This window comes from Bradyrhizobium sp. CCBAU 53351 (assembly GCF_015291745.1).
In the GTDB taxonomy this organism is placed as follows: domain Bacteria; phylum Pseudomonadota; class Alphaproteobacteria; order Rhizobiales; family Xanthobacteraceae; genus Bradyrhizobium.
This window is the reverse complement of the sequence record NZ_CP030059.1, coordinates 6183538-6208210: the sequence shown is the minus strand read 5'-3', so window position 1 is coordinate 6208210 and position 24673 is coordinate 6183538. Positions and strand designations below refer to the sequence as shown.

The 24673-nt window shown below is 64.4% G+C and carries 23 protein-coding genes and 1 pseudogene; 14 read left to right on the top strand and 10 right to left on the bottom strand.

Annotated elements, in window-relative coordinates; translation table 11 throughout:
* Positions 1 to 5: 5 nt before the first annotated feature.
* Positions 6 to 1220: an ABC transporter substrate-binding protein gene (locus XH83_RS29480; protein WP_194404128.1), complete on the bottom strand. Its 1215-nt coding sequence runs from the start codon at positions 1218 to 1220 to the stop codon at positions 6 to 8.
* Positions 1221 to 1515: 295 nt separating this feature from the next.
* Here XH83_RS29480 and XH83_RS29475 point away from each other — a divergent pair, with 295 nt between their 5' ends.
* The 3 genes from XH83_RS29475 to XH83_RS29465 all read left to right on the top strand — a co-directional run bounded on the left by XH83_RS29475 (position 1516) and on the right by XH83_RS29465 (position 3687).
* Entirely contained in the window at positions 1516 to 1977 is a 462-nt protein-coding gene (locus tag XH83_RS29475; protein ID WP_194404127.1) for an Hsp20 family protein, read from the top strand.
* A gap of 110 nt (positions 1978 to 2087) precedes the next feature.
* Entirely contained in the window at positions 2088 to 2423 is a 336-nt protein-coding gene (locus XH83_RS29470) for a hypothetical protein (RefSeq protein WP_194404126.1), read from the top strand.
* Positions 2424 to 2580: 157 nt separating this feature from the next.
* Entirely contained in the window at positions 2581 to 3687 is a 1107-nt protein-coding gene (locus XH83_RS29465; RefSeq protein WP_194404125.1) for a trypsin-like peptidase domain-containing protein, read from the top strand.
* 119 nt (positions 3688 to 3806) lie between these two features.
* Here the strand turns inward: XH83_RS29465 and XH83_RS29460 are convergent, their stop codons facing one another.
* Positions 3807 to 3983 carry a hypothetical protein gene (locus tag XH83_RS29460; protein WP_194404124.1) on the bottom strand — a complete coding sequence of 59 codons (177 nt, stop codon included), beginning with the start codon at positions 3981 to 3983 and terminating at the stop codon, positions 3807 to 3809.
* Positions 3980 to 4201, bottom strand: a complete 222-nt coding sequence (locus tag XH83_RS29455) for a hypothetical protein (RefSeq protein WP_371746178.1) — start codon at positions 4199 to 4201, stop codon at positions 3980 to 3982. Before XH83_RS29455 ends, XH83_RS29460 begins: the two co-directional genes overlap by 4 nt.
* Positions 4202 to 4406: 205 nt before the next feature.
* Here XH83_RS29455 and XH83_RS29450 point away from each other — a divergent pair, with 205 nt between their 5' ends.
* Positions 4407 to 5204, top strand: a complete 798-nt coding sequence (locus tag XH83_RS29450; RefSeq protein ID WP_194404123.1) for a fumarylacetoacetate hydrolase family protein — start codon at positions 4407 to 4409, stop codon at positions 5202 to 5204.
* Positions 5205 to 5441: 237 nt separating this feature from the next.
* Positions 5442 to 5828, top strand: a complete 387-nt coding sequence (locus XH83_RS29445) for a hypothetical protein (protein WP_194404122.1) — start codon at positions 5442 to 5444, stop codon at positions 5826 to 5828.
* A gap of 10 nt (positions 5829 to 5838) precedes the next feature.
* On the opposite strand, the gene XH83_RS29440 is transcribed toward XH83_RS29445, so the two are convergent.
* From XH83_RS29440 to XH83_RS29425, 4 genes and pseudogenes are all read right to left on the bottom strand, one after another.
* Positions 5839 to 6579 (bottom strand): IclR family transcriptional regulator, encoded by a 741-nt coding sequence (locus XH83_RS29440; RefSeq protein WP_194404121.1) that lies wholly within the window; start codon positions 6577 to 6579, stop codon positions 5839 to 5841.
* Between the two features lie 65 nt (positions 6580 to 6644).
* Complete coding sequence (locus XH83_RS29435; RefSeq protein ID WP_194404120.1) at positions 6645 to 7496, bottom strand: CoA ester lyase; 852 nt, start codon at positions 7494 to 7496, stop codon at positions 6645 to 6647.
* Positions 7496 to 7963, bottom strand: a pseudogene (locus tag XH83_RS29430) (MaoC family dehydratase); the annotation flags it as partial. The gene XH83_RS29435 and the pseudogene XH83_RS29430, both read right to left, overlap by 1 nt.
* Positions 7964 to 7995: 32 nt before the next feature.
* Entirely contained in the window at positions 7996 to 9198 is a 1203-nt protein-coding gene (locus tag XH83_RS29425) for a CaiB/BaiF CoA-transferase family protein (RefSeq protein WP_194404119.1), read from the bottom strand.
* 223 nt (positions 9199 to 9421) lie between these two features.
* Between XH83_RS29425 and dctP the strand changes: the two genes are divergently transcribed.
* From dctP to XH83_RS29395, 6 genes are read left to right on the top strand one after another with little or no spacing between them, the layout of a single operon-like run.
* On the top strand, positions 9422 to 10450 hold the full coding sequence (gene dctP / locus XH83_RS29420; protein WP_194404118.1) for a TRAP transporter substrate-binding protein DctP: 1029 nt from the start codon (positions 9422 to 9424) through the stop codon (positions 10448 to 10450).
* 46 nt (positions 10451 to 10496) lie between these two features.
* Positions 10497 to 11051 (top strand): TRAP transporter small permease, encoded by a 555-nt coding sequence (locus XH83_RS29415; protein ID WP_194404117.1) that lies wholly within the window; start codon positions 10497 to 10499, stop codon positions 11049 to 11051.
* An 11-nt stretch (positions 11052 to 11062) separates the two neighbouring features.
* Positions 11063 to 12352, top strand: coding sequence for a TRAP transporter large permease (locus XH83_RS29410; RefSeq protein WP_194404116.1), 1290 nt, complete (start codon positions 11063 to 11065; stop codon positions 12350 to 12352).
* A 38-nt stretch (positions 12353 to 12390) separates the two neighbouring features.
* Complete coding sequence (locus XH83_RS29405) at positions 12391 to 13557, top strand: acyl-CoA dehydrogenase family protein (protein WP_194404115.1); 1167 nt, start codon at positions 12391 to 12393, stop codon at positions 13555 to 13557.
* 23 nt (positions 13558 to 13580) lie between these two features.
* Positions 13581 to 15134, top strand: coding sequence for a class I adenylate-forming enzyme family protein (locus tag XH83_RS29400; protein WP_194404114.1), 1554 nt, complete (start codon positions 13581 to 13583; stop codon positions 15132 to 15134).
* Position 15135: 1 nt separating this feature from the next.
* Positions 15136 to 16392 carry an acetyl-CoA hydrolase/transferase family protein gene (locus tag XH83_RS29395; protein ID WP_194404113.1) on the top strand — a complete coding sequence of 419 codons (1257 nt, stop codon included), beginning with the start codon at positions 15136 to 15138 and terminating at the stop codon, positions 16390 to 16392.
* Position 16393: 1 nt separating this feature from the next.
* Here XH83_RS29395 and XH83_RS29390 read toward each other — a convergent pair whose 3' ends face one another.
* From XH83_RS29390 to XH83_RS29380, 3 genes are read right to left on the bottom strand one after another with little or no spacing between them, the layout of a single operon-like run.
* A complete protein-coding gene (locus XH83_RS29390) occupies positions 16394 to 16930 on the bottom strand; it encodes a hypothetical protein (protein WP_194404112.1) in 537 nt (178 codons plus the stop codon).
* 12 nt (positions 16931 to 16942) lie between these two features.
* Entirely contained in the window at positions 16943 to 18262 is a 1320-nt protein-coding gene (locus XH83_RS29385; RefSeq protein ID WP_194404111.1) for a hypothetical protein, read from the bottom strand.
* Between the two features lie 60 nt (positions 18263 to 18322).
* Positions 18323 to 20737: a hypothetical protein gene (locus XH83_RS29380; RefSeq protein ID WP_194404110.1), complete on the bottom strand. Its 2415-nt coding sequence runs from the start codon at positions 20735 to 20737 to the stop codon at positions 18323 to 18325.
* Between the two features lie 512 nt (positions 20738 to 21249).
* On the opposite strand from XH83_RS29380, the gene XH83_RS29375 reads away from it, so the two are divergent.
* From XH83_RS29375 to fliD, 3 genes are all read left to right on the top strand, one after another.
* The gene (locus XH83_RS29375) at positions 21250 to 21948 is read left to right on the top strand and encodes an RNA polymerase sigma factor (protein WP_194404109.1); all 699 of its coding nucleotides are present in this window, start codon (positions 21250 to 21252) and stop codon (positions 21946 to 21948) included.
* 144 nt (positions 21949 to 22092) lie between these two features.
* Entirely contained in the window at positions 22093 to 22917 is an 825-nt protein-coding gene (locus tag XH83_RS29370) for a flagellin (RefSeq protein ID WP_194404108.1), read from the top strand.
* Positions 22918 to 22978: 61 nt separating this feature from the next.
* Positions 22979 to 24661: a flagellar filament capping protein FliD gene (gene fliD / locus XH83_RS29365; RefSeq protein ID WP_194404107.1), complete on the top strand. Its 1683-nt coding sequence runs from the start codon at positions 22979 to 22981 to the stop codon at positions 24659 to 24661.
* Positions 24662 to 24673 lie beyond the last annotated feature (12 nt).

Genomic DNA, 24673 nt, shown 5'->3' with positions numbered 1-24673 from the left:
GGACCTCACTTCTTCAGCAGCGGACATTTGGACTCGGAGACCGGGCGGAAGGCGTCCTCGCCCTTCACGGTCTTGACGATGTCCAGATAGTCCCACGGTTCCTTCGATTGGTCGGGCGATTTCACCTTGGCGAGATACATGTCGCGGATGACGCGGCCGTCCTCGCGCAACTTGCCGCCGTGGACGAAGATATCCTCGATCGGTAGCTCGCGCATCTTGGCCATCACCTTGGCGGAATCGTCGGTGCCGGCGGCCTTGATGCCTTTCAGGTAATGCAGGACCGAGCCATAGACGCCGGTATGGATCATGGTCGGCATCACCTTGGTTCGCTCATAGAACTTCTTCGACCAGGCGCGCGTCGCCTCGTCCATGTTCCAGTACGACGCCGTCGTCATATAGGTGCCTTGCGCGGCTTTGAGGCCGACCGCGTGCACGTCGGTGTCGAACATCAGCAGGCCAACCAGCTTCTGGCCGCCCTGCACGAGGCCGAACTCGCCGGATTGCTTGATGGCGTTGTCGGTGTCCTGGCCCGCATTGGCGAAGGCGACGACGTCGGCTTTCGAGCTCTGCGCCTGCAGCGCAAAGGACGAGAAGTCCGCGGTGTTGGTCGGATGCTTGACGCCGCCGAGCACCTTGCCGCCCATCTCATTGATGAAGCGCGTCGCGTCCTTCTCGAGCTGCTGGCCGAAGGCGTAGTCGGCGGTGATGAAGTACCAGGACTTGCCGCCTTCCTTGATCACGGCTGAGGCCGTCACCTTGGACAGCGCATAGGTGTCGTAGGTGAAGTGCACGGTGTTGGGGCTGCACAGCTCGTCGGTCAGCGAGCTCGCGCCGGGGCCGGAGAGCAGCGCGATCTTGTTACGCTCGCGCACCATGTTGTGCACGGCGATCGCGATGCCGGAATTGGGGATGTCGACGACGGCATCGACCTTGCCGTTGTCGAACCAGCCGCGCACGATCTGCACGCCGACATCGGTCTTCATCTGGTGGTCGGCGCTGATGATCTCGATCGGCTTGCCGAGCACGGTCGGCCCGAATTCCTCCACCGCCATCTTTGCCGCCTCGACCGAGCCTGGCCCCGAATTGTCACGGCCCCAGCTCGACAGATCCGTCAGCACGCCGATCCGCACCGCGTCGTCGGAGACTTGCGCGGTCGCGGCTGTGGTTACGGCAGCCGATGTCATGGCCGCGAGCAAGGCGCAGGCCAGAAGCCCTCTCATGGTTGTTTCCTCTCTCTTATTGGCCGCATGGCGCGGCGGGCTGGTCCTAGAAAAGTTAGATATAAGCGAATTAGTTTGTCAATAGCGAATATCTCTGGGTCTCTGTCGGGCTCTAAAAATTTTTGAACCGCCCCTTGAAAGCTATTTCTGATTTTCTAAGTCGTTTTTCGCCGCGAGAGCGGTGTGCCGGACGCCCGTATCGGGTCCGGTGCGGGCGCCGGGCCGGCTTCGGACCTCGTCTGGGATCCTGTCCTGCGCTCCTTCGTATCCATCTTGCTCTCAGGAGGACTTGGTTATGAGGACCAGTTTCGACTTCGCGCCCCTGTGGCGTTCCACCATCGGCTTCGATCACCTGGCCGACCTCGTCGACAGCACGCTGCGCCAGGCGACCGAGGACAATTATCCCCCTTACAACATCGAACGCTCCGGCGAGGACCATTACCGGATCAGCCTCGCGGTGGCGGGCTTCGGCGCCAGCGACGTCACGGTGACGGCCGAACAGAATGCGCTGACGATCGAGGGCAGGAAACCCGAGACCGCCGCGCGGGAATATCTGTACCAGGGCATCGCTGCGCGGCCCTTCCGGCGCGTGTTCAACCTTGCCGACTATGTCCAGGTGAAGCAGGCCTCGTTCCAGGACGGGCTGCTGATCATCGACCTCGTCCGCGAGGTTCCGGAAGCCATGAAGCCCCGCCGGATTCCGATCACGGGTGCCGCGCCTGCGGCCTCGCAGATCGAGCAGAAGAAAGCGGCTTAAGCTCTCGCTGTTGCAACCAACAGCATCAAGCTGGACGGCGGCGATTGTCGCCGCCGTCTCGTCGTCAACAAGCTCGTCCCTTGGAAAGGAGCATGAGGGGAGGTTCAGAAATGACCAACGTGAATAGCAATGCCGGGACTCCCAATCCGCTATTTTACCCTGCAGCCCATTACGATTCGCCTGACGATGTCCTGAATGCTGAGGAACTCTCTCCGCCGGAGAAGCGGATCATCCTGTCGTCCTGGGCATCCGACATGTACGCGGTCGAATCCTGTCCCGGCTTACGCGAGATCCCCGGGATGAGCCACACGGTACGGCTCGCCGATATCCTGGCTTGCTTGCGCAAGCTCGACGGCGACAACGACAATGACGATCCGCCGCGCGGCGGCGGCGTGCCGATGCGGCTGCGGCGGCCCTGGGCCGCCGCTGAGGGGCATGATCCATGATGCTCACGCAGACTGTTCTGGGATTGGTGTTGCTCGGCCAGGTTTCGGCGACCTTCGCCGCTCCGTTCCTCGCCATGCAAGGCTGGATCGCCGCGTCACGCGACGGCGAGTGAGCCACCCCGTTCTGCGATATCCATACAAGGCGGCAGGAAAAAAGATGAACGCTGTGCGTCCGCTCTTGCTGGCGATGCTGATGCTGACGCTCACGGCGTCACAGCCTGCTGCCGGCCAAATCCCCGACATGAAGACCGGCGGCTCGGTGCCGACCCTGGCGCCTCTGGTGCGCCGGGTGACACCCGCCGTGGTCAACATTTCCGTGCACGGCCGCGTGCGCGAGGACAACCCGCTCTATCGCGATCCCTTGTTTCGCGAGTTCTTCGACGTTCCCCGGCAGATTGAAAAGGAGGTCAACGCGACCGGCTCCGGGGTGATCGTCGATGCCGAGCGCGGTTATGTGCTGACCAACAATCACGTGGTCGAAGGCACGTCTGCCGTTCAGATCACGACCAAGGATGGTCGGCAGTTCTCCGCCAAGGTGGTCGGACGCGATCCGCCGACCGACGTGGCCGTGCTCCAGGTCCAGAACCCCACGGGCCTCAAGGCGCTGCCCTTCGGCGACAGCGACGCACTCGACGTTGGCGATTTCGTGCTCGCGATCGGCAATCCCTTCGGGCTCGGGCAGACCGTGACATCGGGCCTCGTCAGCGCGCTCGGCCGCACCGGCCTCGGCAAGCAGGGCTATGAGGATTTCATCCAGACCGATGCTGCGATCAATCCAGGCAATTCCGGCGGGGCGCTGGTCAGCCTGCGCGGCGAACTGGTCGGCATCAACTCGGCGATCATCTCGCCTGCCGGCGGAAATGTCGGCATTGGCTTTGCCATTCCGGTCAACATGGCGCGCAAGGTGATGGAGCAGATCGTCGCGAGCGGCCGCGTCGAGCGCGGTCGCATCGGTGTCTCTCTGAAAGACCTGCATCCGTCGATCAACAAGGGACTGACCCAGGGCGCCGTGATCGCCGAGATCGCTACAGACTCGCCCGCCGAGAGGGCAGGCCTGCGCAAGGGTGACGTCGTGACCGCTGCCGACGAGCGTCCGATCCGCACCGCCGCACAACTCCGCAATACGATTGGCCTGGCACGTGTCGGCGAGGAGGTGAGGCTCAATCTGCTGCGCAATGGCACACCGCTCACCGCGACCGTGCGGGTGGCACCGGCGAACCAATCAAGCAGTGCGCTCGCAGGCCCCAATCGCCTCGTTCGCTAGAGCATGACGGGATGAGGTTCAATTGCCGCGATGACGGAGGTGCGCTCCCTCCCCGCTCGCGGGGAGGGCCGGGGAGAGGGTGTCTCCGCCTCCCCCGCAAGCGGCAGAGGCGGAGCAAGTTAGGCGGCGCGATAATCCGGCTCGTCCTGCAGGTCGCGGATCAGCCGACGTTCGCGCTCGATGCGCTGCTGATAAAGCTCGCGCTCATGCTCGGTCTTGGCGCTCGCGAGCAGAAGCTCGTAATGGCCGATCACCTTTTCGCTGCCGCGAATGAGCAGCGCCCGCTGACTGTTCATTGCGCCACCCCCATCACCTCGGCCGTCACCCCGGGTGCGCGGAAGCCAACAGGGAAGGTCGCCGCGGTCAGCGCATCGAGCGCCGACTTCTCTTCTACGAGGCGCCGCTCTATGAAATTGCGCTCCAGCCGCGACAGCCTTGTTTTCAGCAGCCGCCGATAGCGGTGAATATTGTTGCGGTGCGCGCGTATACGGGCCAAATTCTCATCAAGCATCATCGTCTCTCCAGACGGTCGCTTTGGATCCTTTGATTCTCGAGGGTGAGAAAGTGCTTTCTCGACGAAAAAAATATTCAGCGCGAAGCAGCTGTCAAGATGTTTGAAGCCCGCACCGCGGCGTTCCTGTTGCTGGCACGCTGAAGATCGACTATCAGCCGGAGCGGCGCGCCTGAAGCGGCCCAACGACAAGGAAGGGAGCCCCGAGATGAAACGGACCTCACCGACGCGACGCGATCTGCTTGCAACTGCCGCCGTCGCGACCGCGGCAACCATGGCCGACGTCGTTCCGGCCGCAGCGCAGGCTGGACCCAAGCCGATCTTTCCGGTACCGATGGTGACCATCCCGATCGTCGGCGAGAAAGAGGTGTTCCAGGTCCGGCGCATCTACTGCATCGGGCGCAATTATGCCGCACACGCGATCGAGCGCGGCTCGGATCCGAACCGCGAGCCGCCGTTCTTCTTCCAGAAGCCGACCGACGCGATCCAGAACGTCGCGGTCGGCGAGGTTGCCGATCATCCCTATCCGTCGCTGACCAAGAACTATCATCACGAGGTCGAGCTGGTCGCTGCGCTGAAATCCGGCGGCACCAATATCCCCGTCGATAAGGCGCTCGACCACGTCTATGGCTACGCGCTCGGCCTCGACATGACCCGGCGCGACCTTCAGAACGGCATGGCCGCGGAGAAGAAGCCCTGGGAGATCGGCAAGAGCTTTGACCACGCCGCGGTGCTCGGCCCGATTCACCCCGCCAGCAAGACCGGCCATTTCGAGAAGGGCGCGATCTCGCTGGCGGTCAACGGCACGGTCAAGCAGAACTCGGATCTCAGCAAGATGATCTGGAGCGTGGCCGAGCAGATCGCAAAGCTGTCGGAAGCGTTCGAGTTGAAAGCCGGCGACATCATCTATTCCGGCACGCCGGAGAATGTCGGTCCCGTCGTGAAGGGCGACGTGCTGCTGTGCAAGCTCGAAGGCTTGCCGGATATGTCGATCAAGATCGTGTAGCTGCTTTCGCCCTCCCTGTGCGGCCGGACGATCGCGTTTGAGCGATTTGCGGCAACCTGGTCTCCACATCGTCATGGCCGGGCTCGTCCCGGCCATGACGATGTGCGCACCGGCGGGAGGAGTGCCACCGTCGCCCGACGCCCGGTTCCACCCGGCGATTGCCATTTGTTGGCCGGCAAGCGAACCTCGTGCGGCCATATTTGAGCAGGAGTGGTTTCCCGTGAGGGAGACGCTCCGATGACCAAAGCTCTGATCACTGCTGTCGCATTGCTGGCCTTTGTGCCCGTGAGCGCGGTTGCGCAGGAGCGTGCGGGGGACGCGGCGCTCGGCGCGGTGACGGGCGCGGTCGTGCTGGGACCGGTCGGCGCGGTCGCCGGCGCCTTGATCGGCTACACCGCGGGACCTTCGATCGCGCGATCGTGGGGCGTGAGAGGTTCGCGCTCGGCAGGACATCGGCCGCCGCCGCGTCGCGCAGCCGCGGCCAGGAACCAACCGCGTATGCGCCAGGCGATGGAGGCCAATGGCCAGATGAGAGCGGCCGCCAATCCGGCCCCGCCGCCGGTTCAAGCCGCGCCTGCCGTACCGGCGCAGAGTTCGACGCCGCCCGTTCAAGGTTTCGACTGAGACCGCAGCGTCAAGCCGGCGCCTTCGGCCGCAGCCGATCGACCGTGCGCGCGATCAGCGCGGCGACCTCGCCGACCCTGGGACCAATGCGGAATTCCGGGCCGGCGACGACGACCGAGAGGCGGCGGTCGCCGACCGGCAACGGGATCGCAGCGCCGGCGAGATCGCGGCTGTAATCGCCAAAGCTCTGGCAGTAACCGCGCGCGATCGAGTTGCGCAGCTCGGTCTCGACCGCCTCGATGCTGATCGGCGTCGACGAGCCGTATTGCTTGAACTCGATCTTGCGATAGACGGAGTCGCGCTCTTCCTGCGAATATTGCAGCAGCAACGAGCGGCCGCTGGCCGTTGCATGGATCGGCACGCGATGGCCGATGGTCGCGAAATAACGGATCGCAGCCTGAGATTCGACGACGTCGATGAACACGGCCATCACGCCGGCCGGCGCCACGATCGAGGCGGTCTCGCCGGTCTCGGCGGAGAGATCGGCGATCAGTTGATGCGTCCATTGCGGCAGGGGCTCGACCTCCGAGATCATCCGCGCCATCGCCAGCCAGCGCGGCGTCGGATAAAAGCCGGCGCGCGGCCGCGGCTCATAGAGGTAGCCCTTCTCCGAGAGCGTCGTGAGAAGGTTGAAGGTCGACGAGCGCGGCCAGCCGAAATGATCGGCGATCTCCGCAAGCGTCGCCGGCTTCCTCGCCTGCGCGAAGAATTCCATGATCTCCAGGACGTTTGCGGCTTGGCGAACGATCATGGCGGGCTTTGCGTCCTGATCTAGAGCGTTTTCAAGCCCAGTTCCGATTCCATCGGAACTGGGCTCTAGGGCTGGCCGAGGATCTTCTTTGCGGCGCGAAGATGCGGCTTGTCGATCATCTGGCCGTCGAGCCGCAGCGTGCCGGAACTCGGGTTGCTCGCGAACGCCGCGATCACCTTCTCCGCCCAGGTCCGTTCGGCCTCGGTGGGCGCGAACGCCGCGTTGACGACATCGACATGCTTGGGATGGATCAGGGCCTTGGCGGAAAAACCGTCGCGCCGCGCGGCGCGCGTTTCGGCTTCCAGGCCGGCGAGGTTGTCGATGTCGGTATAGACCGTGTCGATCGGCGCGACCTCGGCCGCGGCCGCGGCCATCAGGCAGAGATCGCGGGCGAGGCGATAGGGGCTGTGGAACACGCCACCCGAGGCTTTCTCGGTGGCGCCGAGCGAAGCCGAGAGGTCTTCCGCGCCCCACATCAGGCCGGCGAGGCGGGGGGAGCAGCCCTTGTAGCTGCCGAGGCCGAAGATCGAGCTTGCCGTCTCCGTCGCCACGCAGACGATGCGCGTCGTGCCGGCCGCGATGCCGGATGCCGCTTCCAGCGCTTCGAGCCAGGTTGCGACGTGCCGCACGTCGTCGCCGCCTTGCGATTTCGGCAGTACGATGCCGTCGGGCTTGCCGGGCAGCACCGCGGCGAGATCGGACAGCGTCATGCCGGTGTCGAGCGCGTTGACGCGGACATAGAGCTGGTGCGGGCCGGGGCGGCTCTTCAGCATCGAAAGCGTCAGGGTGCGCGCCTCCGGCTTCTTCTCGGCGACGACGGAATCCTCCAGGTCGATGATCAGCGCGTCGGCCTTGCCCTTGCTCGCCTTCTCGAATTTGCGCGGGGAATCGCCCGGCACGAACAGCATCGAACGCATCAGACCGGCCTCTTGTGCATCATCGCCATGCGGCGGCATTTTCCGACGATCTCGTCGTTCTGGTTCAAGGCGTGGTGCTCGAACTCGACGATACCCGCTCTCGGGCGCGATTTGGATTCCCTCAACGAAAGCACCTTCGTCGTCGCCCGCAAGGTGTCGCCATGGAAGACCGGTTTTGGAAACGTGACGTCGGTCATGCCGAGATTGGCAACGGTGGTGCCCATGGTCGTATCATAGACCGTCATGCCGATCATGATGCCGAGGGTGTAAAGGCTGTTGAAAATGCGCTGCCCAAACTCGGTCTTTTCGGCGAAATGCGCGTCGATATGCAGCGGCTGCGGGTTGAGCGTCAGCAGGCTGAACATGGTGTTGTCCATCTCCGTGACGGTCCGAGTCAGCGGATGCCTGAACTCCTGGCCTACGGAAAAGTCTTCGAAATAAAGTCCGGCCATCGCGGTTTCCTCCCTGTGTCTCGATTTTTGCCGGCGCCGCCCGCTTCTTACGGCAGCGGCGCCAGGTGAACTGCCTTCTGCTCTGCGAGCTGGTCGATCTCTTCAGTCGAGAAGCCGGCCTCATGCAGGATGTCGCGGCCGTGCTGGCCGAGCGTCGGCGCGGGACCGGCTGGCTCCGGCTGGGTTGCGCTCCAGGTGGAGGGTACGCGCATCTGGCGGATGCGTCCCTCAACGGGGTGGTCCACCGTCTTGAAAAAGTCGACCGCATTGAGGTGCGGATCGTCCAGGATGCTCTCCAGCGTGTGCATCGGCATCACCGGAATGTCGGCGCGCTCCAGCAGCTCTCGCCACTCCGCGGTGGTGCGCGTGGTGAAGATCTGGCCGATCTCCGCGTAGATCTCGTCGATATGCTTGGTGCGCGCGGCGTGGTTGGCGAAGCGCGGCTGATCGAGGAAATGTGGCTGCCCGATCGCCTCGAAGAAGCTGCGCCAGTGCTTGTCGTTGTAGATGAGGACGCAGAGATAGCCGTCGCTGGTCTTGTAGGGCCGGCGGTAGCGCGACAGCAGGCGGGGATAGCCGCCATGGTCGAGCGGCGGGTCATAGGTGAGGCCACCGAGATGATCGACCAGCACGAACTCCGCCATCGATTCGAACATCGGCACGTCGATGCGCTGGCCCACCCCCGTGCGCTGCTGGTGCATCAGCCCGCCCATGATCGCATTGACCATCATCAGCCCGACGATGCGGTCGGCGATGGTGACGGGGACGTAGCGCGGCGTGCCGTCGCCGGCGGCTGCCAGCAGTGTCGGGATGGTCGCCGCGCCCTGGATCAGATCGTCATAAGCGGGCTTTGCGGCGTAGGGACCGGACTGGCCGTAGCCGAACGCACCGACATAGACGAGCGCGGGGTTGATCGCGCGGAGGCTCTCGTAGTCGAGGCCGAGCCGCGCCATGGCTTGCGGGCGCACGTTGTAGACCAGCGCATTGGCGCGCTTCGCCAGTCTTAGCAGCGCGTCGCGGCCTTCCTTCTTCTTGAGATCGAGCACGATGCTGCGCTTGCCGCGATTGGCATTGAGGAACATCCCGCCCATGCCGGGCGTGCGGCCGGGACCGATCTGGCGGACGATGTCGCCCTCGGGGCTTTCGACCTTGATGATATCGGCCCCCATGTCGGCCAGCACCTGTGTGCCGTAGGGGCCCATCAACACGGAGGTCAGGTCGAGAATGGTGAAGCCGGCGAGCGGTCCCATGAGGCCTCGCGTGAGAGTTCATATACGTGGAGTTAGTGTTCAGAAAACGAGCATGTCAATTCGTAGGCTTCGCCAAGAGCCGCATAGGCCTATGCTTAGTTCATATACTTGACATATAAATTCACATATATGTACAAACTTCTCAAGCAAGAAGCGAGGCCGAAGCGACCGGCAGCAAATTGGCTGCCGCCGTCGGCGTGAGGGCGCGTCAGGGAGAAAGCGAATGAAGAGAAATTGGGTCTGGGCGGCCGCCGCGTTGGCATTCTCACTGCCGGTCTCGATATTGCCGGCGCAGGCGCTGGAGCTGAAGGTCGCCGACAGCTTCCCCGCCGACCACTATCTCGTCCGCCTGATGCTGAAGCCGTGGATGGACGATGTCGCCAAGCGCACCAACGGCGCGGTGACGTTCACGCATTATCCGAACCAGCAGATCGGCAAGGCCACCGACATGCTGCGGCTGACGCAGTCCGGCGTGGTCGACATCGGCTACATCGGGCCGTCCTACGTCTCCGACAAGATGCCGCTGTCCGAGGTCGCGCAATTGCCGGGCGCCTTCCAGACCAGTTGCCAGGGCACGCTGGCCTATTGGAAAACGGCGCGGGAAGGCATCCTCGCCAAGCAGGAATATGCGCCCAACAAGATCAAGCTGCTGATGGCCGTGGTGCTGCCGCCCTATCAGGTGTGGACCGCCAAGGCGAAGGTCGAGACCATCAAGGACATGCAGGGGCTGAAGCTGCGCACCACCGGCGGTGCGCAGGATCTGACGGTCCGTACGCTCGGCGCGGTGCCGGTGCGCATGGCCGCGCCCGATGCCTATGAATCGCTGTCGCGCGGCACGATGGACGGGCTGCTGTTCCCCATGGACAGCGTCGTCGCCTATGGCCTCGACAAGCTCGTCAAATACGCGACCGACGGCGTCAGCTTCGGCAGCTTCATCGTTGCCTACTCGATCAATCAATCGGTCTGGGACAAGCTGCCCGACGATGTGAAGAAGGCGATGGACGCCGCGTCGGAAGCAATCACGCCGAAGGCCTGCGCCGACGTCGACAAGGAGCAGGACGCGACACGGCAGAAGATGAAGGACGGGGGGATCGGCTTCACCGCGCTCCCGGATGCCACGCGTGCTGAGATGAAAGAGAAGCTCAAGGGCGTCGCGCAGGAATGGGCAGCCGGGCTCGACAGCCGCGGCAAGCAGGCTTCCGCCGCGCTGAAGGAGTTCGAAGGCTTGCTCGCGGCGAGTGGCGCGAAGTAGCGCCGCAGGGGGCGCTGCCTACAGGATCGAGCGGAAAGGGAGAGCGATGATCAAGCGGGCGACGGACGTGCTCGGCGTATTGGAGCGCGCGCTGACGGTGATCGCCGCGGTCGCTCTGTTTGCGATCATGGCCTTGGTGGTGGCCGACGTGTTCATGCGCTACGTCATGAACAGCCCGTTCTCCTTCACCTACGACCTGATCGGGCTCTACCTTCTGGCCGCCGTGTTCTTCCTGACGTTGTCCGATACCTTGCGCGTGCATGCGCATGTCGGCGTGGACATCCTGCTCTCGCGCTTTCCCACCGGGGGCCGGAGGCTGTCGGAGATCGTCACCGCACTCACCGGCCTGTTCGTCTTCGCTTTGATCTGCAAGGTCGGGTTCGAGCGCGCGCTGGAGAATTACGAGCAGCAAGACGTGCTGGCCGGCGCCATTGCCTGGCCGACCTGGATCTCGGCCGCGCTGGTGCCGTTCGGCTGCGGCGTCCTGGTGCTGCGGCTGGCGCTGCAGCTCGTCGGCAATGTCCTCAGCCTCATCTCGGGTCGTGATCTGTTTCCCCTGCCGCCTGTCAACGAGACCGGCGAAGCCCATTCCTTCGAATAACGGCGGCCGCGATGACAGTCATCCTCGTGCTTGGATTGCTTTTTGTCCTGCTGGCGATCGGCACGCCGGTCGGTTTCGCCATGGGATTCGCCGGCTCGGTCGGTCTGCTGATGGTCGGCGGCACCGGCACGCTGTTCGGCATTCTGCAGACGGCGCCGCTCTCGACGGTGTCGTCCTATGAATTGATCACCATCCCGATGTTCCTGCTGATGGCGGACCTCGTGCTGCTGTCCGGCGTGGCCGACGACATGTTCAAGACGGCCTCCGCGTGGGTTGGCCGGATCCCCGGCGGGCTCGGCATGGCGACCGCTCTGGCCGGAGCCGGCTTTGGGGCGATCTGCGGCACCTCGACGGCATCGGCCGCGACGCTGTCGTCGACCAGTCTTCCGGCCATGATCCGCCAGGGCTATGAGCCGAAGATGGCGGCAGGCGTCGTGGCGATCTCGGGCACACTGGCGATGTTGATCCCGCCCAGCGTGGCGCTGGTGATCTTCGGCCTGCTCGCGGAGGTCAATATCGGGCAGCTCCTGATCGGCGGCATCATTCCGGCAGCGCTCGTCACCGCCACCATCATGGCGACGATCTACTTCCTGGTCTGGCAGGATCCGTCGCGGGCGCCGCGCATCGAGCCCGTGTCCTGGCGCGAGCGTTTTTCGCTGCTGTGGCAGGTCGGGCCGATGGCGCTGCTGTTCTCGCTCGTCACCGGCACGATCTATCTCGGCGTGGCGACGCCGACGGAAGCCTCCGCACTTGGGGCTGCGGGTGCGCTGCTGCTGGCCATCGCCAAGGGGAGGGTGACGCCGGGATCGCTGTACAAGGCGCTGCTCAGCGCCTGCCACGGCACCTGCATGATCGTGACGATCCTCGTGGGCGCCTCGATCTTCGGCTATTTCTTCACGCTCACCCATGTGACGCAGGATCTCGTCGCCTGGATCGGTTCGCTGCAGACCTCGCGCTGGGTGATCATCACGCTGATCCTGTTCGGCTACATCGTGCTCGGCTCGTTCATGGACCAGATCGCGATCCTGGTGCTGACCGTGCCGATCGTGCTGCCGCTGATCAAGGCGCTCGGCTTCGATCCGATCTGGTTCGGCGTCATCAAGATCGTCACCGCCGAGGTCGGCATGATCACGCCGCCCGTGGGCCTCAACTGCTTCATCGTCGCCCGCTATGCCAAGCGGCCGGTGGCGGAAGTGTTCCACGGCACCTTCCCGCATTTCATCGCGCATCTGATCGCGATCGCGATTTTGGTGGCGTTTCCGTCTATCATCCTCTGGCTGCCCTCGCAGATGGGGCGCTAGGAACGAGCTCGCGGCTTCCAAGAAGGAGATCAAGCAACATGGATTTCGCGCTCACCGATCAGCAGGAAGCCATTCGCGATGCCATCGCAAAAATCTGCGAAGGCTTTCCGGATGCCTATTGGCTGAAGAAGGACCACGACGGCGGCTTCCCGCACGATTTCCACAAGGCGCTGGCGGACGCCGGCTGGCTGGGCATCTGCGTGCCCGAGGAGTATGGCGGCTCGGGGCTCGGCATCACCGAAGCTGCGATCATGATGCGCACCATCGCGGAATCCGGGGCCGGCATGTCCGGCGCCTCCGCGGTGCACATCAACGTGTTCGGTCTCAATCCCGTCGTCGTGTTCGGCACCGAGGCGCAGCGCAAGCGCATGCTGCCGCCGATGGTCGAGGGCCGCGAGAAGGCGTGCTTTGCCGTCACCGAGCCCAACACCGGCCTCAACACCACGCAGCTCAAGACGCGGGCGGTCGCCAAGAACGACCGTTACATCGTCAACGGCCAGAAAGTGTGGATCTCGACCGCGCAGGTCGCGCACAAGATCCTGCTGCTGGCGCGCACCACGCCGCTGGAGGAGGTGCGCTCGCCGACCCACGGCCTCAGCCTGTTCTACACCGATTTCGACCGCAACAGGATCAAGGTCCACGAGATCGAGAAGATGGGCCGCAAGATCGTCGATTCCAACGAGCTGTTCTTCGAGGACTTTGAAATTCCGATGGAGGATCGGATCGGCGAAGAAGGCAAGGGTTTTCAGTACATCCTTGAAGGCATGAACCCCGAGCGCATCCTGATCGCGGCGGAAGCGGTCGGCCTCGGCAAGCTGGCGCTGTCGCGCGCGACCGAATACGCCAAGACGCGGGTCGTGTTCAACCGTCCGATCGGCAAGAACCAGGGCATCCAGCATCCGCTTGCCGTGAATTGGGTCGAGCTGGAGGCGGCCTGGCTGATGGTGATGCAGGCGGCCTGGCAGTACGACAAGGGCCTGCCCTGCGGCGCCGGCGCCAATGCTGCGAAGTATTTCGCCGGTGAAGCCGGCTACCACGCTTGCGAGCAGGCCGTAATGACCCATGGCGGTTTCGGTTATGCCAAGGAGTTCCACGTCGAGCGTTATCTGCGCGAAGTGCTGATCCCGCGCATCGCGCCGGTCAGCCCGCAGCTCGCGCTCAGCTTCATTGCGGAAAAGGTGCTGGGCCTCGCCAAGTCGTATTAGGCTTAGCCTTCAGGGGGATCACAGTGAACCTCGCTCATCATCTGCTGCGTGCCGCCAAAGCGGACGCCTCCGCGCCGGCCCTGCTCAAGGGTCTGACGCCGGTCGCCGATTACGGCCGGCTCGCCGCGACGGTGGCATCGCTCGCGGGCGCGCTGCGGCAACGCCTCGGCCTCGCCAAGGGCGATCGCGTCGCGCTGCTGATGAAGAACGTGCCGGACTATGTCGCCTGCCTCTATGCCTGCTGGCATGCGGGCCTGGTCGCCGTTCCCATCAACGCAAAACTGCATCCGCGCGAGGTTGCGTTCATTCTCGACAATTCCGGCGCCGCGCTCGTGTTCGTGACCGAAGACATGGCGGGGGTTGCCTCCGAAGCGTTGGCGCTCGCGACGGTCAAGCCGCACATCGTCGAGATCGGCTCGGGCGAGCACCGCGCGCTGGAAAAAGCCGATGGCATCGCTATCGGCGATGTCGCCATCACCGATCCCGCCTGGATCTTCTACACCAGCGGCACCACCGGCCGGCCCAAGGGCGCCGTACTCAGCCATCGCAATCTGTTGGCGATGTCGCTGAGCTACCTCGCCGAGATCAATCCGATCGTCCCGGGCGAGGCGCTGCTGCACGCCGCCCCGATGTCGCATGGGTCAGGTCTTTATATGGTGCCGCATGTGCTAGGCATGGGCGCGCAGATCATTCCGGAGAGCGGCCGCTTCGAGTCGGACGAAATTCTGGACCTGACGGCGAAGCGCGAGAACATCTCCTTCTTCGCCGCGCCCACCATGGTGCGGCGCCTGACGGTCGCGGCGCAGGCGGCGGGTGCAACCACACCGGGATTGAAGACCATCATCTATGGCGGCGGCCCCATGTATGTCGCCGATTGCAAGGCGGCGCTGGGCGTGTTCGGCCCGAAGCTGGCGCAGATCTATGGCCAGGGCGAGACGCCGATGACCATCACCTACTTGCCGAAGCGCATGCATACGGCCGCCGGTCATCCTCGGTACGAGGAGCGCCTCGCCTCGGTCGGCATTGCCCAAGGCGTCGTGCAGGTGCGCACCGTGGACGAGACCGGACGCGATGTTGCCGCGGGCGAGATCGGCGAAATCATCGTGCGCGGCGATACCGTGATGTCCGGCTACTGGCAGAATCCGGAGGCGACCGCGAACACGTTGCGCGATGGCTGGCTCTACACCGGCGACATGGGCGCCTTCGATGCCGACGGCTTCCTCACGCTGAAGGACCGCTCCAAGGACGTCATCATCTCCGGCGGCACCAACATCTATCCGCGCGAGGTCGAGGAGGTGTTGCTGCGGCACGAGGCCGTCGCCGAAGTCTCGGTGATCGGCCGGCCGCATCCGGAATGGGGCGAGGAGGTCGTGGCGGTCGTCGTTCCCGTCGCGGGCAAGGCAGTCACGCGAGACGAGCTCGATCAGGTCTGCAATGCGTGGATCGCGCGCTTCAAGCGGCCGAAGCATTATTACTTCACCGCTGAGCTTCCCAAGAACAGCTACGGCAAGATTGTGAAGACCGAGCTGCGCACGTTGCTGGCTGAGTCCTCCAAGCGCCTCACGCCGATGGGCTGAGATGGCGATCCCCGAACCTTCGGCGCCGATCGATCTCTCCGGCCTGGTCCGCGAGGGCGATCTCGTCGTCTGCGGGCAGGCGACGGCGGAGCCGATTACCCTGACGCAGGCGCTGATGCAGCAGGCCGCCCGACTTCCGGCCTTCCGCATGATGGTCGGGCCGATCTTTTCCGACACGTTCCCGGTGGCTTGCGCCCCCAACGTGGCGTTCCAGAGCTACGGCGTGATCGGCAATGCGCGGCGGCTCGCCAGGGCAGGGCGGCTCGATGTGATCCCGAGCAACTACAGCGCCTTCTGCGCCGACTTCGCCGCGCGACGCCACAGGGCTGATGTCGTTCTGGTGCAGCTTGCCGAAGCCGGTGACGGCCGCTTGAGCGCCAGCCTGTCGAACGACTATGTCATCGACGCCGCGCGCGGCGCGCGTCTCATCATCGCCGAGATCAACCCGGATGCGCCGTTCACGTTTGGAGCGGAATGGCCCGCCGAGGTGCCGATCCATCTGCGCGTGACCGCGCGCCGGCCTCCCGTTGAACTGGTCTCACCGCCGCTCGATGACGTCTCGCGTCGGATTGCCGCCCATGCCGCAAGCCTGATCGCCGACGGCAGCACGCTGCAGTGCGGTGTCGGCCGTATTCCTGACGCGATCCTGTCCTCGCTATCCCACCTGCGCAATCTCGGTATCCATTCCGGCCTGATCAACGATGCCGTCGTCGATCTGATCGAACGCGGCGCGGTGACGAATGCGGAGAAGGGGATCGATGCCGGAATTACGGTCACCAATCAGGTGATCGGTACGCAACGGCTCTATCGCTTCGTGCACGAGAACGCGGCGGTATCGGTGCGACCGACGTCCTACACGCACGGCCAGGACGTGCTGGCGCGGATCAATCGCCTGGTCGCGATCAACTCGGCGCTGCAGGTCGGGCTCGACGGCAGCGTCAATTCCGAGACGCTGAATGGCGTTGCGATCGGCGCGATCGGCGGGCAGCTCGACTTCGTGCGCGGCGCCAACGCGTCGCCCGGCGGACGAGCGATCATCGCGCTGCCCGCCACGGCGCCCGACGGGACCAGCCGGATCGTCGCCGATGTCGAGACGGTGACGACGCCACGCGCGGATGTCGACGCCATCGTCACCGAATGGGGCATCGCGGAATTGCGCGGCTCCGGCTTTGCCGAGCGGGCACGCCGCATGATCGCGATCGCCGCGCCCGAGCACCGCGACGCTCTGTCGGCGCAGCTTCGCGCCTCCGTGCGTTAGCTCAGTTCATCATCGCGAGCGTCGGACGCTGGCTGCCGCCGGATCCGATGATCCCGGGGAGGTCCGTCGCCTCGCCGGCGATCATGTGCGACATGCCCCAGAACAGATGGGCGAGGCGGGAGAACACCAGCCGCTCGCGCTCGGCAGGAGCGGTGCCATCTGGGATCGTGACCGTTTCCAGGCCGACCACCTTCTTGAAATCCGGCCAGATCGTCATCGACTGCGCGATCACGGAGAAGCAGTGCGGATCGTCCTCGCTCTCGTCGGGCGCCGACGGCAGGCCCGGATATTGTGTCGGCGTGGCGTAGAATTTGTAGGCACCATAGCCGAGCCTGAGCAGGAATTTTTCGTGCATGGCGACGTCGGCGGCAAACGAAACCAGCCGTGCCTCACTCAGCACGTCAGGGTCGATGGCACTGAGGTCCGATGCGCGCAGCGCCGAGCAGAAGACGAGGTCGCGATTATGCTCGCGGAGCAGATTGGCCAGCGGCTGCTGCTGTTGCACGGTGTCGGTGAGCAGGATGATCGTCTTGAGCATCGTGATGGTCCCTTAGGGGAAAAGCTGGCGTGCGGTCATGACCGCGTCGTCGGACGCGTGGCTTGCGAAAAAGTCGTTGGCGATGCGCTGTCCCGGCGCGATCTCCAGGATGCGGTAACGTGCGAGGCTTGCGGCTTCCCGCGCGGCACCGACGTCGTCCTGCCAGGCGCAGAGCGACAGCTCGAGCCGGCCGTATCCGCCGCAATCGGCGGCATAGGCGCCCGTCACGGCCTCGACGGTCGTGGCGACCGCACCCGCGTCGCTGGCCGAGACGTCGCGCAGGATCACGGCGATGCCGCCTCTGGTCTCGGCCTTCGAGGTCATCACCATGAAGGCGTCGCGGGCGCCCGTGCGGCCGGCGCGGCGGGCGGTGCGCACGATGCTCGCGAAGCCGGGATCGGGACCGAGCTCCAGCGTCGTCGTCTGCTGGTCGTGCAGGATCGTCGCGCGCGAGGCGCCGAGATCGCCCTTCAGCGCGTGATAGGAGCGGGGCAGCCACACGGTATCGAGCGGCACCTGCGACGACGTCAGGCTCCAGGCCTGGTCCAGCAGATAGCCCTCCCAGATCGCGGGATAGGCGGCGGCAAGCTGCTGCCATGCGCGAAGCAGCCGTTCCGCATGCGCGGAGCGGCCGAGATAGAGCGTGCGCGCCGACATCTCCCAGCGATTCCACTTGTGCAAGGCGACGTCGCAGCCGAGGAAGGAGGGCAGCAGCGGCGCCTCGCGCAAGGTAGCGCCCGCGTCGACGAACAGCAGTGGTTCGCGATATTTGTTCCACATCCGCACCATGAACTCCGCCTTCTCGAAGCAGAGCAGGCGGTCGTCGAGCTGGGTGTCGATCGGCTCGATATGACAATCGAGCTGCACGCGTTCGAGCGAATGACGGAGGCGGAGGGACGCGGCCGCGTCGACACCGCGCGTATGGCAGGAGACGATTCGCGGCCGGGGCGTGGAGGCGTCGGCGGCGGCGAGGAATCTCGACCAGCCGATGCCGCCCCACCACATCTCGTGCGGGCCCTCGGCGCTGCAGGGGCCGACGGTGCCGAATTCGGTCAGCTTGGACTTGAGAAAGTCGAAGCCGGGATTCTCGCTTCTGGGGATGACGACCGCGCAGGCGGGATTGAGCGAACGGTAGAACAGCTCGGCCGCCGCACCGCTCAGTGGCTCCCTCAGAATAGCGACGCCGTTGTGCCGTCCGTCCGCGACGCCATCGAGCGCCGGCGCACCGTATTGGCCGATCAGCCAGCCCAGGCGGTCGAGCTGGGTCCGGCCGAGCTTGATGCCGCCGGACTGCAGTACCTGCCCAAGATTCGCCTGCGTCGCGTTCCGCAATTTCCGTGCCCCCTCGTAAGCCCCAGGACTTCAACGGCCGGGGCGGCGCGATCAGGCGCACTATTTGGGGGCGGCTCCGAGCGGGGTGATCGCGACGGAATAGATCGCGATCTCCTGCGTCATCGGGGCGACCGGGATCAGCAGGCAACCGTCTTCGGTCTCGGCGCGATAATGGCCGCCATTCCACTGCACGCCGCCGTAGATCAACCGCTCGGTCGCGATCGCGACAACATCCTGGCTCTCGGCGGCGTCACGAACGTCGCCGCCCTGCTGCAGGGTCACGCCGTGAAGCAGGCCTTCAGGCGCGAATTTCGCCAGCGGCAGTGCGATCGTGGAGATCGACATGCGACGCGACAGGGGAATGCGCAGACGCAGCTCGCCGAGCCCGGTGCGATGGACGGTCGCCGCCTCCAGCGCCGCACCGCCGTTGGCGCGGAACAGTCCGACCTGAACCAGGCCGGAGGCCCGTTCCTCAAAGACGTCGGCAGGCAGGCGGTTGGCGCCGAACAGCACGTACAGATAATTGTAGGATGGTGACAGGCCGGCGAAACTGCCGGCAAGCCACATGGGCGGCGCGGCCGCCGTGGAGGCCGCCGAGAGGCCGCGGGCGGTGATCTGGTTGCGCACGAACGGCGCGTCGAGCAGCGGCGCGAGCGCGTGGGTCCCGAGATTGACGTCGTGCTTCAACGGGCCGAGCAGCGCCAGTTCGTCATCATCAGGCAGCAGCAGAAGCCGCGCCAGCGTCGCCGCGCACCAGCGCGCCGCGACATCGGGGGTGGCATAGGGATCGAGATCGTAATCTCGCGCGACACCGTCCGCGCCGCCAGCGAAAGCCAGCGCGCCGGCCTGGATCTCCGCGGCAAGCGCCAACTGCTCGGGGGGACGCGGATTGATCTCGCGTAGCACCGCGCCGCCGTCGTAATCGCGCACCGAACCGTCCGCGGAGCAGCAAATCTGTTCCAGCAGCGCGACGTTGCGGATCAGCATGCGCTTGACGTGAGGCGTGACGACGAGGTCGGAGATGAAGCCTGCCGCGCTGTCCTGTTCGGCAAGGTCGTCGAAGGCGTCGTCGAGCGACATCAGATATGCGCCGTGCAGGCGGATCTCGATGCCTTCGAGGTCGAAGATGCGGCGCAGCGCCTTCTGCACGCTGCCGGAATAGCCGAGATCGGCCAGTACGAGATCGGTGCAGTCGTCGAAGCCGGGGATGGTCCGGCGGAGATAGGCGAGCAGCCGGGCGCGCAAGCCCGCGGCGAGCGCGACGATCTCGGCGAGATCGATCAGTCCGGGAAGCGCCTCGGCGAGCTCCTCGCCGGAGGCAATCCCGTCCGGAAAGCCGCCAAAGAACGCGGCAACTTTCGCCGGCATGATCTTCACCATGTCGCGGAAGGTCGGCGCGTCGATCTTGAGCACCTTGCCGAGCAGATCGACGAGCGGCTGCATCGTGTCGGCTGAGGCGATCAGGCTGACGCGACGGTTGATCTCGATATAGGCCGATGGGGCGCCATGCCGCTCCTGCCGGATCCGGTGCGACAGAAAACCGTCGCGGCCGAGAAAGCCGAGCACGACCTTGCGGCCCGGACCCGCCATCTCCTCGCAGCGCCGCGTCATGAAGGCATCGAACGCGGTCATGACAGGGCCGAGCACGGTCAGCCCGAGCTGGAAGGCCTGGGACCTCCCGGCGCTGCGCGCGGCGACCATGCGCCGCAGCGTCCGCGCGCCGTGATCTAGCCGCGCCGGCGCGCCGCTGCACAGCAGCTCGAACAGTGCCGTCTCGCGCTGAAATTTCGAGGCGAGCTGCGCTGATGCCTGCGGATAATAGCGGGGCTGAATGCCGTGGCGCTTCGCCCCCTTGATGTCCGCCTTCTCGTTGTCGCCGACGTGAAAGGAGGCATCGGCATCGATGCCCTGCTCGGAGAGGTAGGTCGCGAACAAGCCGTCGCTCTTGCCGCTGCCGTGGTCGCAGGACGCATAGAGGAAGTCCCAGGCGAGGCCGGGATGGCAAGCCCGCAGCAGCCGCGCCAGCCGGCCGGAATCCCAATAGGTGTCCGAGATGAATCCGACGCGGTGGCCGACGCGTTTCATGTCCAGATATTGCCCGAGCATGTCCGGGTTGACGCGGCAAAGCTCGACCTCGGCGCCGAACTCGGCCTCGACCAGATCGTTCAGGTCGGCTCGGGAAAGGCCGAACAGCTTGAATGGAAAACAGGAATAGATCTCCTCGATGCGCACTTCGCTCGCGCCGCATTTCTCCTTCGCGATTCGACGCGCGCGCGATTCGGCCTGGATGCGATGCTGAACGAAACTCGCGGAAACATTCGGACAAGATCGTGAAATGCCGGATAGCTCGTAAGTCCCTTCAAACACGCCATCCGGCGTCGTGCATGCACGCAGCAGAAACGTATCGAAAACATCGAACGACCAAGCAGAAACAATTTGCGCGCGACGCTCGGCGCCTACTGTTGCGATCTTCATGCTGCAATTCCCCGCCCATCAGGACGCTGAACGTGCGTCCGCGTCGAGTCAGGCGCCGCAAATGCAAAAAAATTCTCGTGCGATTCAAAATCGCGTTCGTCGCGACTGACAGATTCAAAAAAATCGCTAGGTTCGAAAAAGGTGATTCGGAAAAAATTGCCGAGTGCGGATGCTGTCTCGCGTTCATTCACACTCGGAAACAATCGCTTCTTGATGCGCCACGCGCGCGTTGCACGCGATCACCTAGTGCCGCGTAATGTCTGCGTTTTCTTACTGCTACATCTGTTCACGATGGATGATCTGTCATGGCGCGAGACGATGTGATGATTGCAGGATTGAAGCGCGAGAGCATCGCGCTATCGGCAATTATTGCCCGACGCTCGGCAAAAGATGCCAGGTAACATCTTGAAAAATAACAAAAATTCTTCGCCTGGATTGTTTTGGTCCTGCGTTCAACGCCTGGAAGCCGTGTGGCATGTGCGCCCCCGGCATTGTGGGTTGGAGGTTGCGGGATGAATTACGCTGCTGATGTCATGACGCCCGCCGAGTCCGCGATTGCGACGACGGTGCCAGCCGAAGCGATGGTGCCGATGATGCCCTCGGTGCCGCTCGCGCCGGACAGCGCACCTGTCGCCGACGATGTCGTCTATGATGAAGACAGCGAATTGCTCGACAAACTCGCGACCGGCGACGAGGTCGCTTTCCGCATGTTGGTCGAGCGTCACATCGATCGCGGCTACGCAATCGCGCTGCGCATCGTCGGCAACGCGGCGGACGCCGAGGACGTGGTGCAGGACACCATGCTCAAGATCTGGAGCCATCGCGGACGCTGGCAGCACGGCCGCGCCAAGTTCTCGACTTGGCTCTACCGTGTCATCTCCAATCGCTGCATCGATCTGCGCCGCAAGTCGCGCAACGAGAACGTCGAGACCGTGCCTGAGGTCGCCGACGGCCAGCCCGGCGCGGTCGAGATCATCGCGCGTAACGAGCTGAACGACATGCTGGAGCTGGCGATGCAGCGGCTGCCCGAGCAGCAGCGCATTGCTGTGATCTTCTCGTATCATGAGAACATGAGCAACGGCGAGATCGCCCAGGTGATGGACACGACGGTGGCTGCCGTCGAGTCGCTGCTCAAGCGCGGACGCCAGCAGCTTCGCCAGCTCCTGCGCAAGCACGAGCGCGACATCCGCACCGCGTTTACCGACTGCTAACCATAAAAATCGCCTCGCAAAAACTTTCGCGCCTGATCTCCTTGCGCTCCGTCGTTTGAGCGAACGGACGGGGCTGCGGTCCGCGTCGTCGTAAGCCGATTTCAACGATGCGGCACGCCATGCCCATCAGCACAGGAGCTTTCAATGCCCGCAATCAACACCAATACCGCCGCCAACGCCGCGGTTCGTTACCTCAACATCAATTCGTCGCAAGAGACCTCTTCGCTCTCGAAGCTGTCGAGCGGCTCGCGCATCACGTCGGCATCCGACGACGCCGCCGGCCTTGCGATCTCGACCCGCATCTCCTCGGATGTCACCACGCTGCAGCAGGCCGCGACCAACGCCTCGCAGGCCAACGCGATCCTGCAGACCGCCGACGGCGGCGCCTCGAACATCTCCGACATCCTCGCCCGCATGAAGTCGCTGGCTTCCGAATCCGCGTCGGGCACCACGACCGACTCCAGCCGCGCCTACATCAACTCGGAATTCACGCAGTTGACGAGCGAAATCGATTCAATCGCGTCCGGCACCCGCTACTCCAGCCAGAGCCTGCTCGACGGCTCCAGCGTGTTCGCTTCCGGCGTCTCGGTGCTGGTCGGCTCGTCGGGCTCCGATACCATCACCATCACGCTCACGAGCCTGACGGCCTCTTCGCTCGGCGTGTCCTCGCTCGACGTCAGCACGCTGTCGAACGCGACCTCGGCGCTGACCGCACTGGACACGGCGATCGACACGGTCTCCGCTGCCCGCGCCAGCATCGGCGCCCAGGAATCCCGCTTCAATTTCAGCGCGGACTCGATCTCGACCCAAACCCAGAACCTGCAATCGGCGAATTCGGCGATCAAGGACGTCGACATCGCGGCCGAGCAGTCCAAGCTCTCCTCCGCGGAAGTTAAGACCCAGGCCGCCGTGTCGGCACTGGCCGCTGCGAACCAGATGCCCCAGTACCTGCTCAAGCTGCTGGGCTGATGACGCGACGAGCGGGCCGGCGTGATGCCGGCCCGCTTCCTACCAGGGACAGATACGCACAGTGGCTTCCGTCAGTTCGACCAGCAGCAGCACAAGTTCGGGTGTCTCCGTCACCACGAGCGGGACCACCAATTCGAGCAGCATCGACTGGTCGGCGCTGATCCAGGCTGCCGTCGACGCGAAGACCGCGCAGGCGGACACGATATCGACCACGATCACGAACAACGAGGCCAAGATCTCGGCCTATCAGACGCTGCAGAGCGATCTGAAGACGCTGTACTCGGGATTGGCCTCGCTTTCGACCGCGGTGGTCAACTCGTTGTCCACCAGCGCGTTTGCCACGCGCGCCGCCAGCATCAGCTCGACCGGGGATGTCAGCGCTTCCTCGGCGCTCTCCATGACGATCAAGAGCGGGGCGGCGACCGGCGACCACTCGCTGACGATCAGCCAGCTCGCCACCGCCCACAAGGTGTCCGGCACGGCGCAATCGAGCCAGACCGACGAGCTCGGCTATTCCGGCACGTTTTCGATCGGCCTGGAGGGCGGTGCCACGTCCGACATCTCCGTCACCAGCACGATGTCGCTTCAAGACATCGTCGATGCCATCAACGCCCAGACCTCGACGACCAATGTCCAGGCCTCGATCGTGCAGGTGTCCAGCACCTCGTACCAGATGGTGTTGACCGGCACGGAGGATGCGGCTGATATCAGCTATTCCAGCACGTCCGGCGACGACATCATGAACGAGCTGGGCGTCACGGACAGCTCGGGGAGCTTCACCAACGTCATCCAGGCGGCGCAGTCGGCCGAATTCACGCTCGACGGCATCTCGATGACCCGCGGCACCAACGACATCTCCGACGTCCTGAGCGGGGTCACTTTCAACCTGCTCCAGGCGACGCCGGACGGAACGTCGCTGAACATCAGCATCGAGACCGACACCAGCCAGATCCAGTCGGCGCTGGAGACGTTCGTCACCAACTACAACGCCTTTCGCGACGAGGTTATCGCCCAACAGGCGACGGCGACCGACGGCACGGCGGATTCGAGCGCGGTCCTGTTCGGCGACGGAACGATGCGCAACATCATGGATGCGCTCCAGAGTGCGTTGAACAGCACGATCGGCGGCATGACCATGGCCGATCTCGGTCTGTCGTTCAACGAGAGCAACGAGCTGGAGCTCGGCACCTCGACACTGTCGGACATCCTGAGCACCGATCTGAGCGGCGTGACCAAGCTGTTGTCGGCGCAGACCACGACGTCGTCCAGCCAGCTCAGCGTCGTCAATACCGGGACGTCGCCGCAATCCTTCACGCTGGATGTGGCAGTCGATTCCGACGGCAACCTCGCCTCGGCGTCGGTCGGCGGCGATTCGACGCTGTTCACGGTCAGCGGCACCACGATCATCGGTGCCGCCGGCTCGATCTATGCAGGCATGGCCTTCACCTACAGCGGGTCGACCTCCCAATCGATCACGGTGACGTCGACCTCGGGCATTGCGACGCAGCTCTATCAGATCGCCAAGAACTACGCGTCCTCGACCGGCGTGCTGCAGACGCTCATCACCAATCTGACCACGCGCGATGACGATCTTCAGCAAAAGGTCGACGACATCAACGGTGCGGCCGCAACGCTGCAGTCGCAGCTCCAGACCCAATACGCAAAGTACCAGGCGGCGATCGAGAGCGCCAACAGCACGCTGACTTATCTCAAGGCATTGCTGAACAGCTCCTCGAGCGATTGATCGTGTGAGACA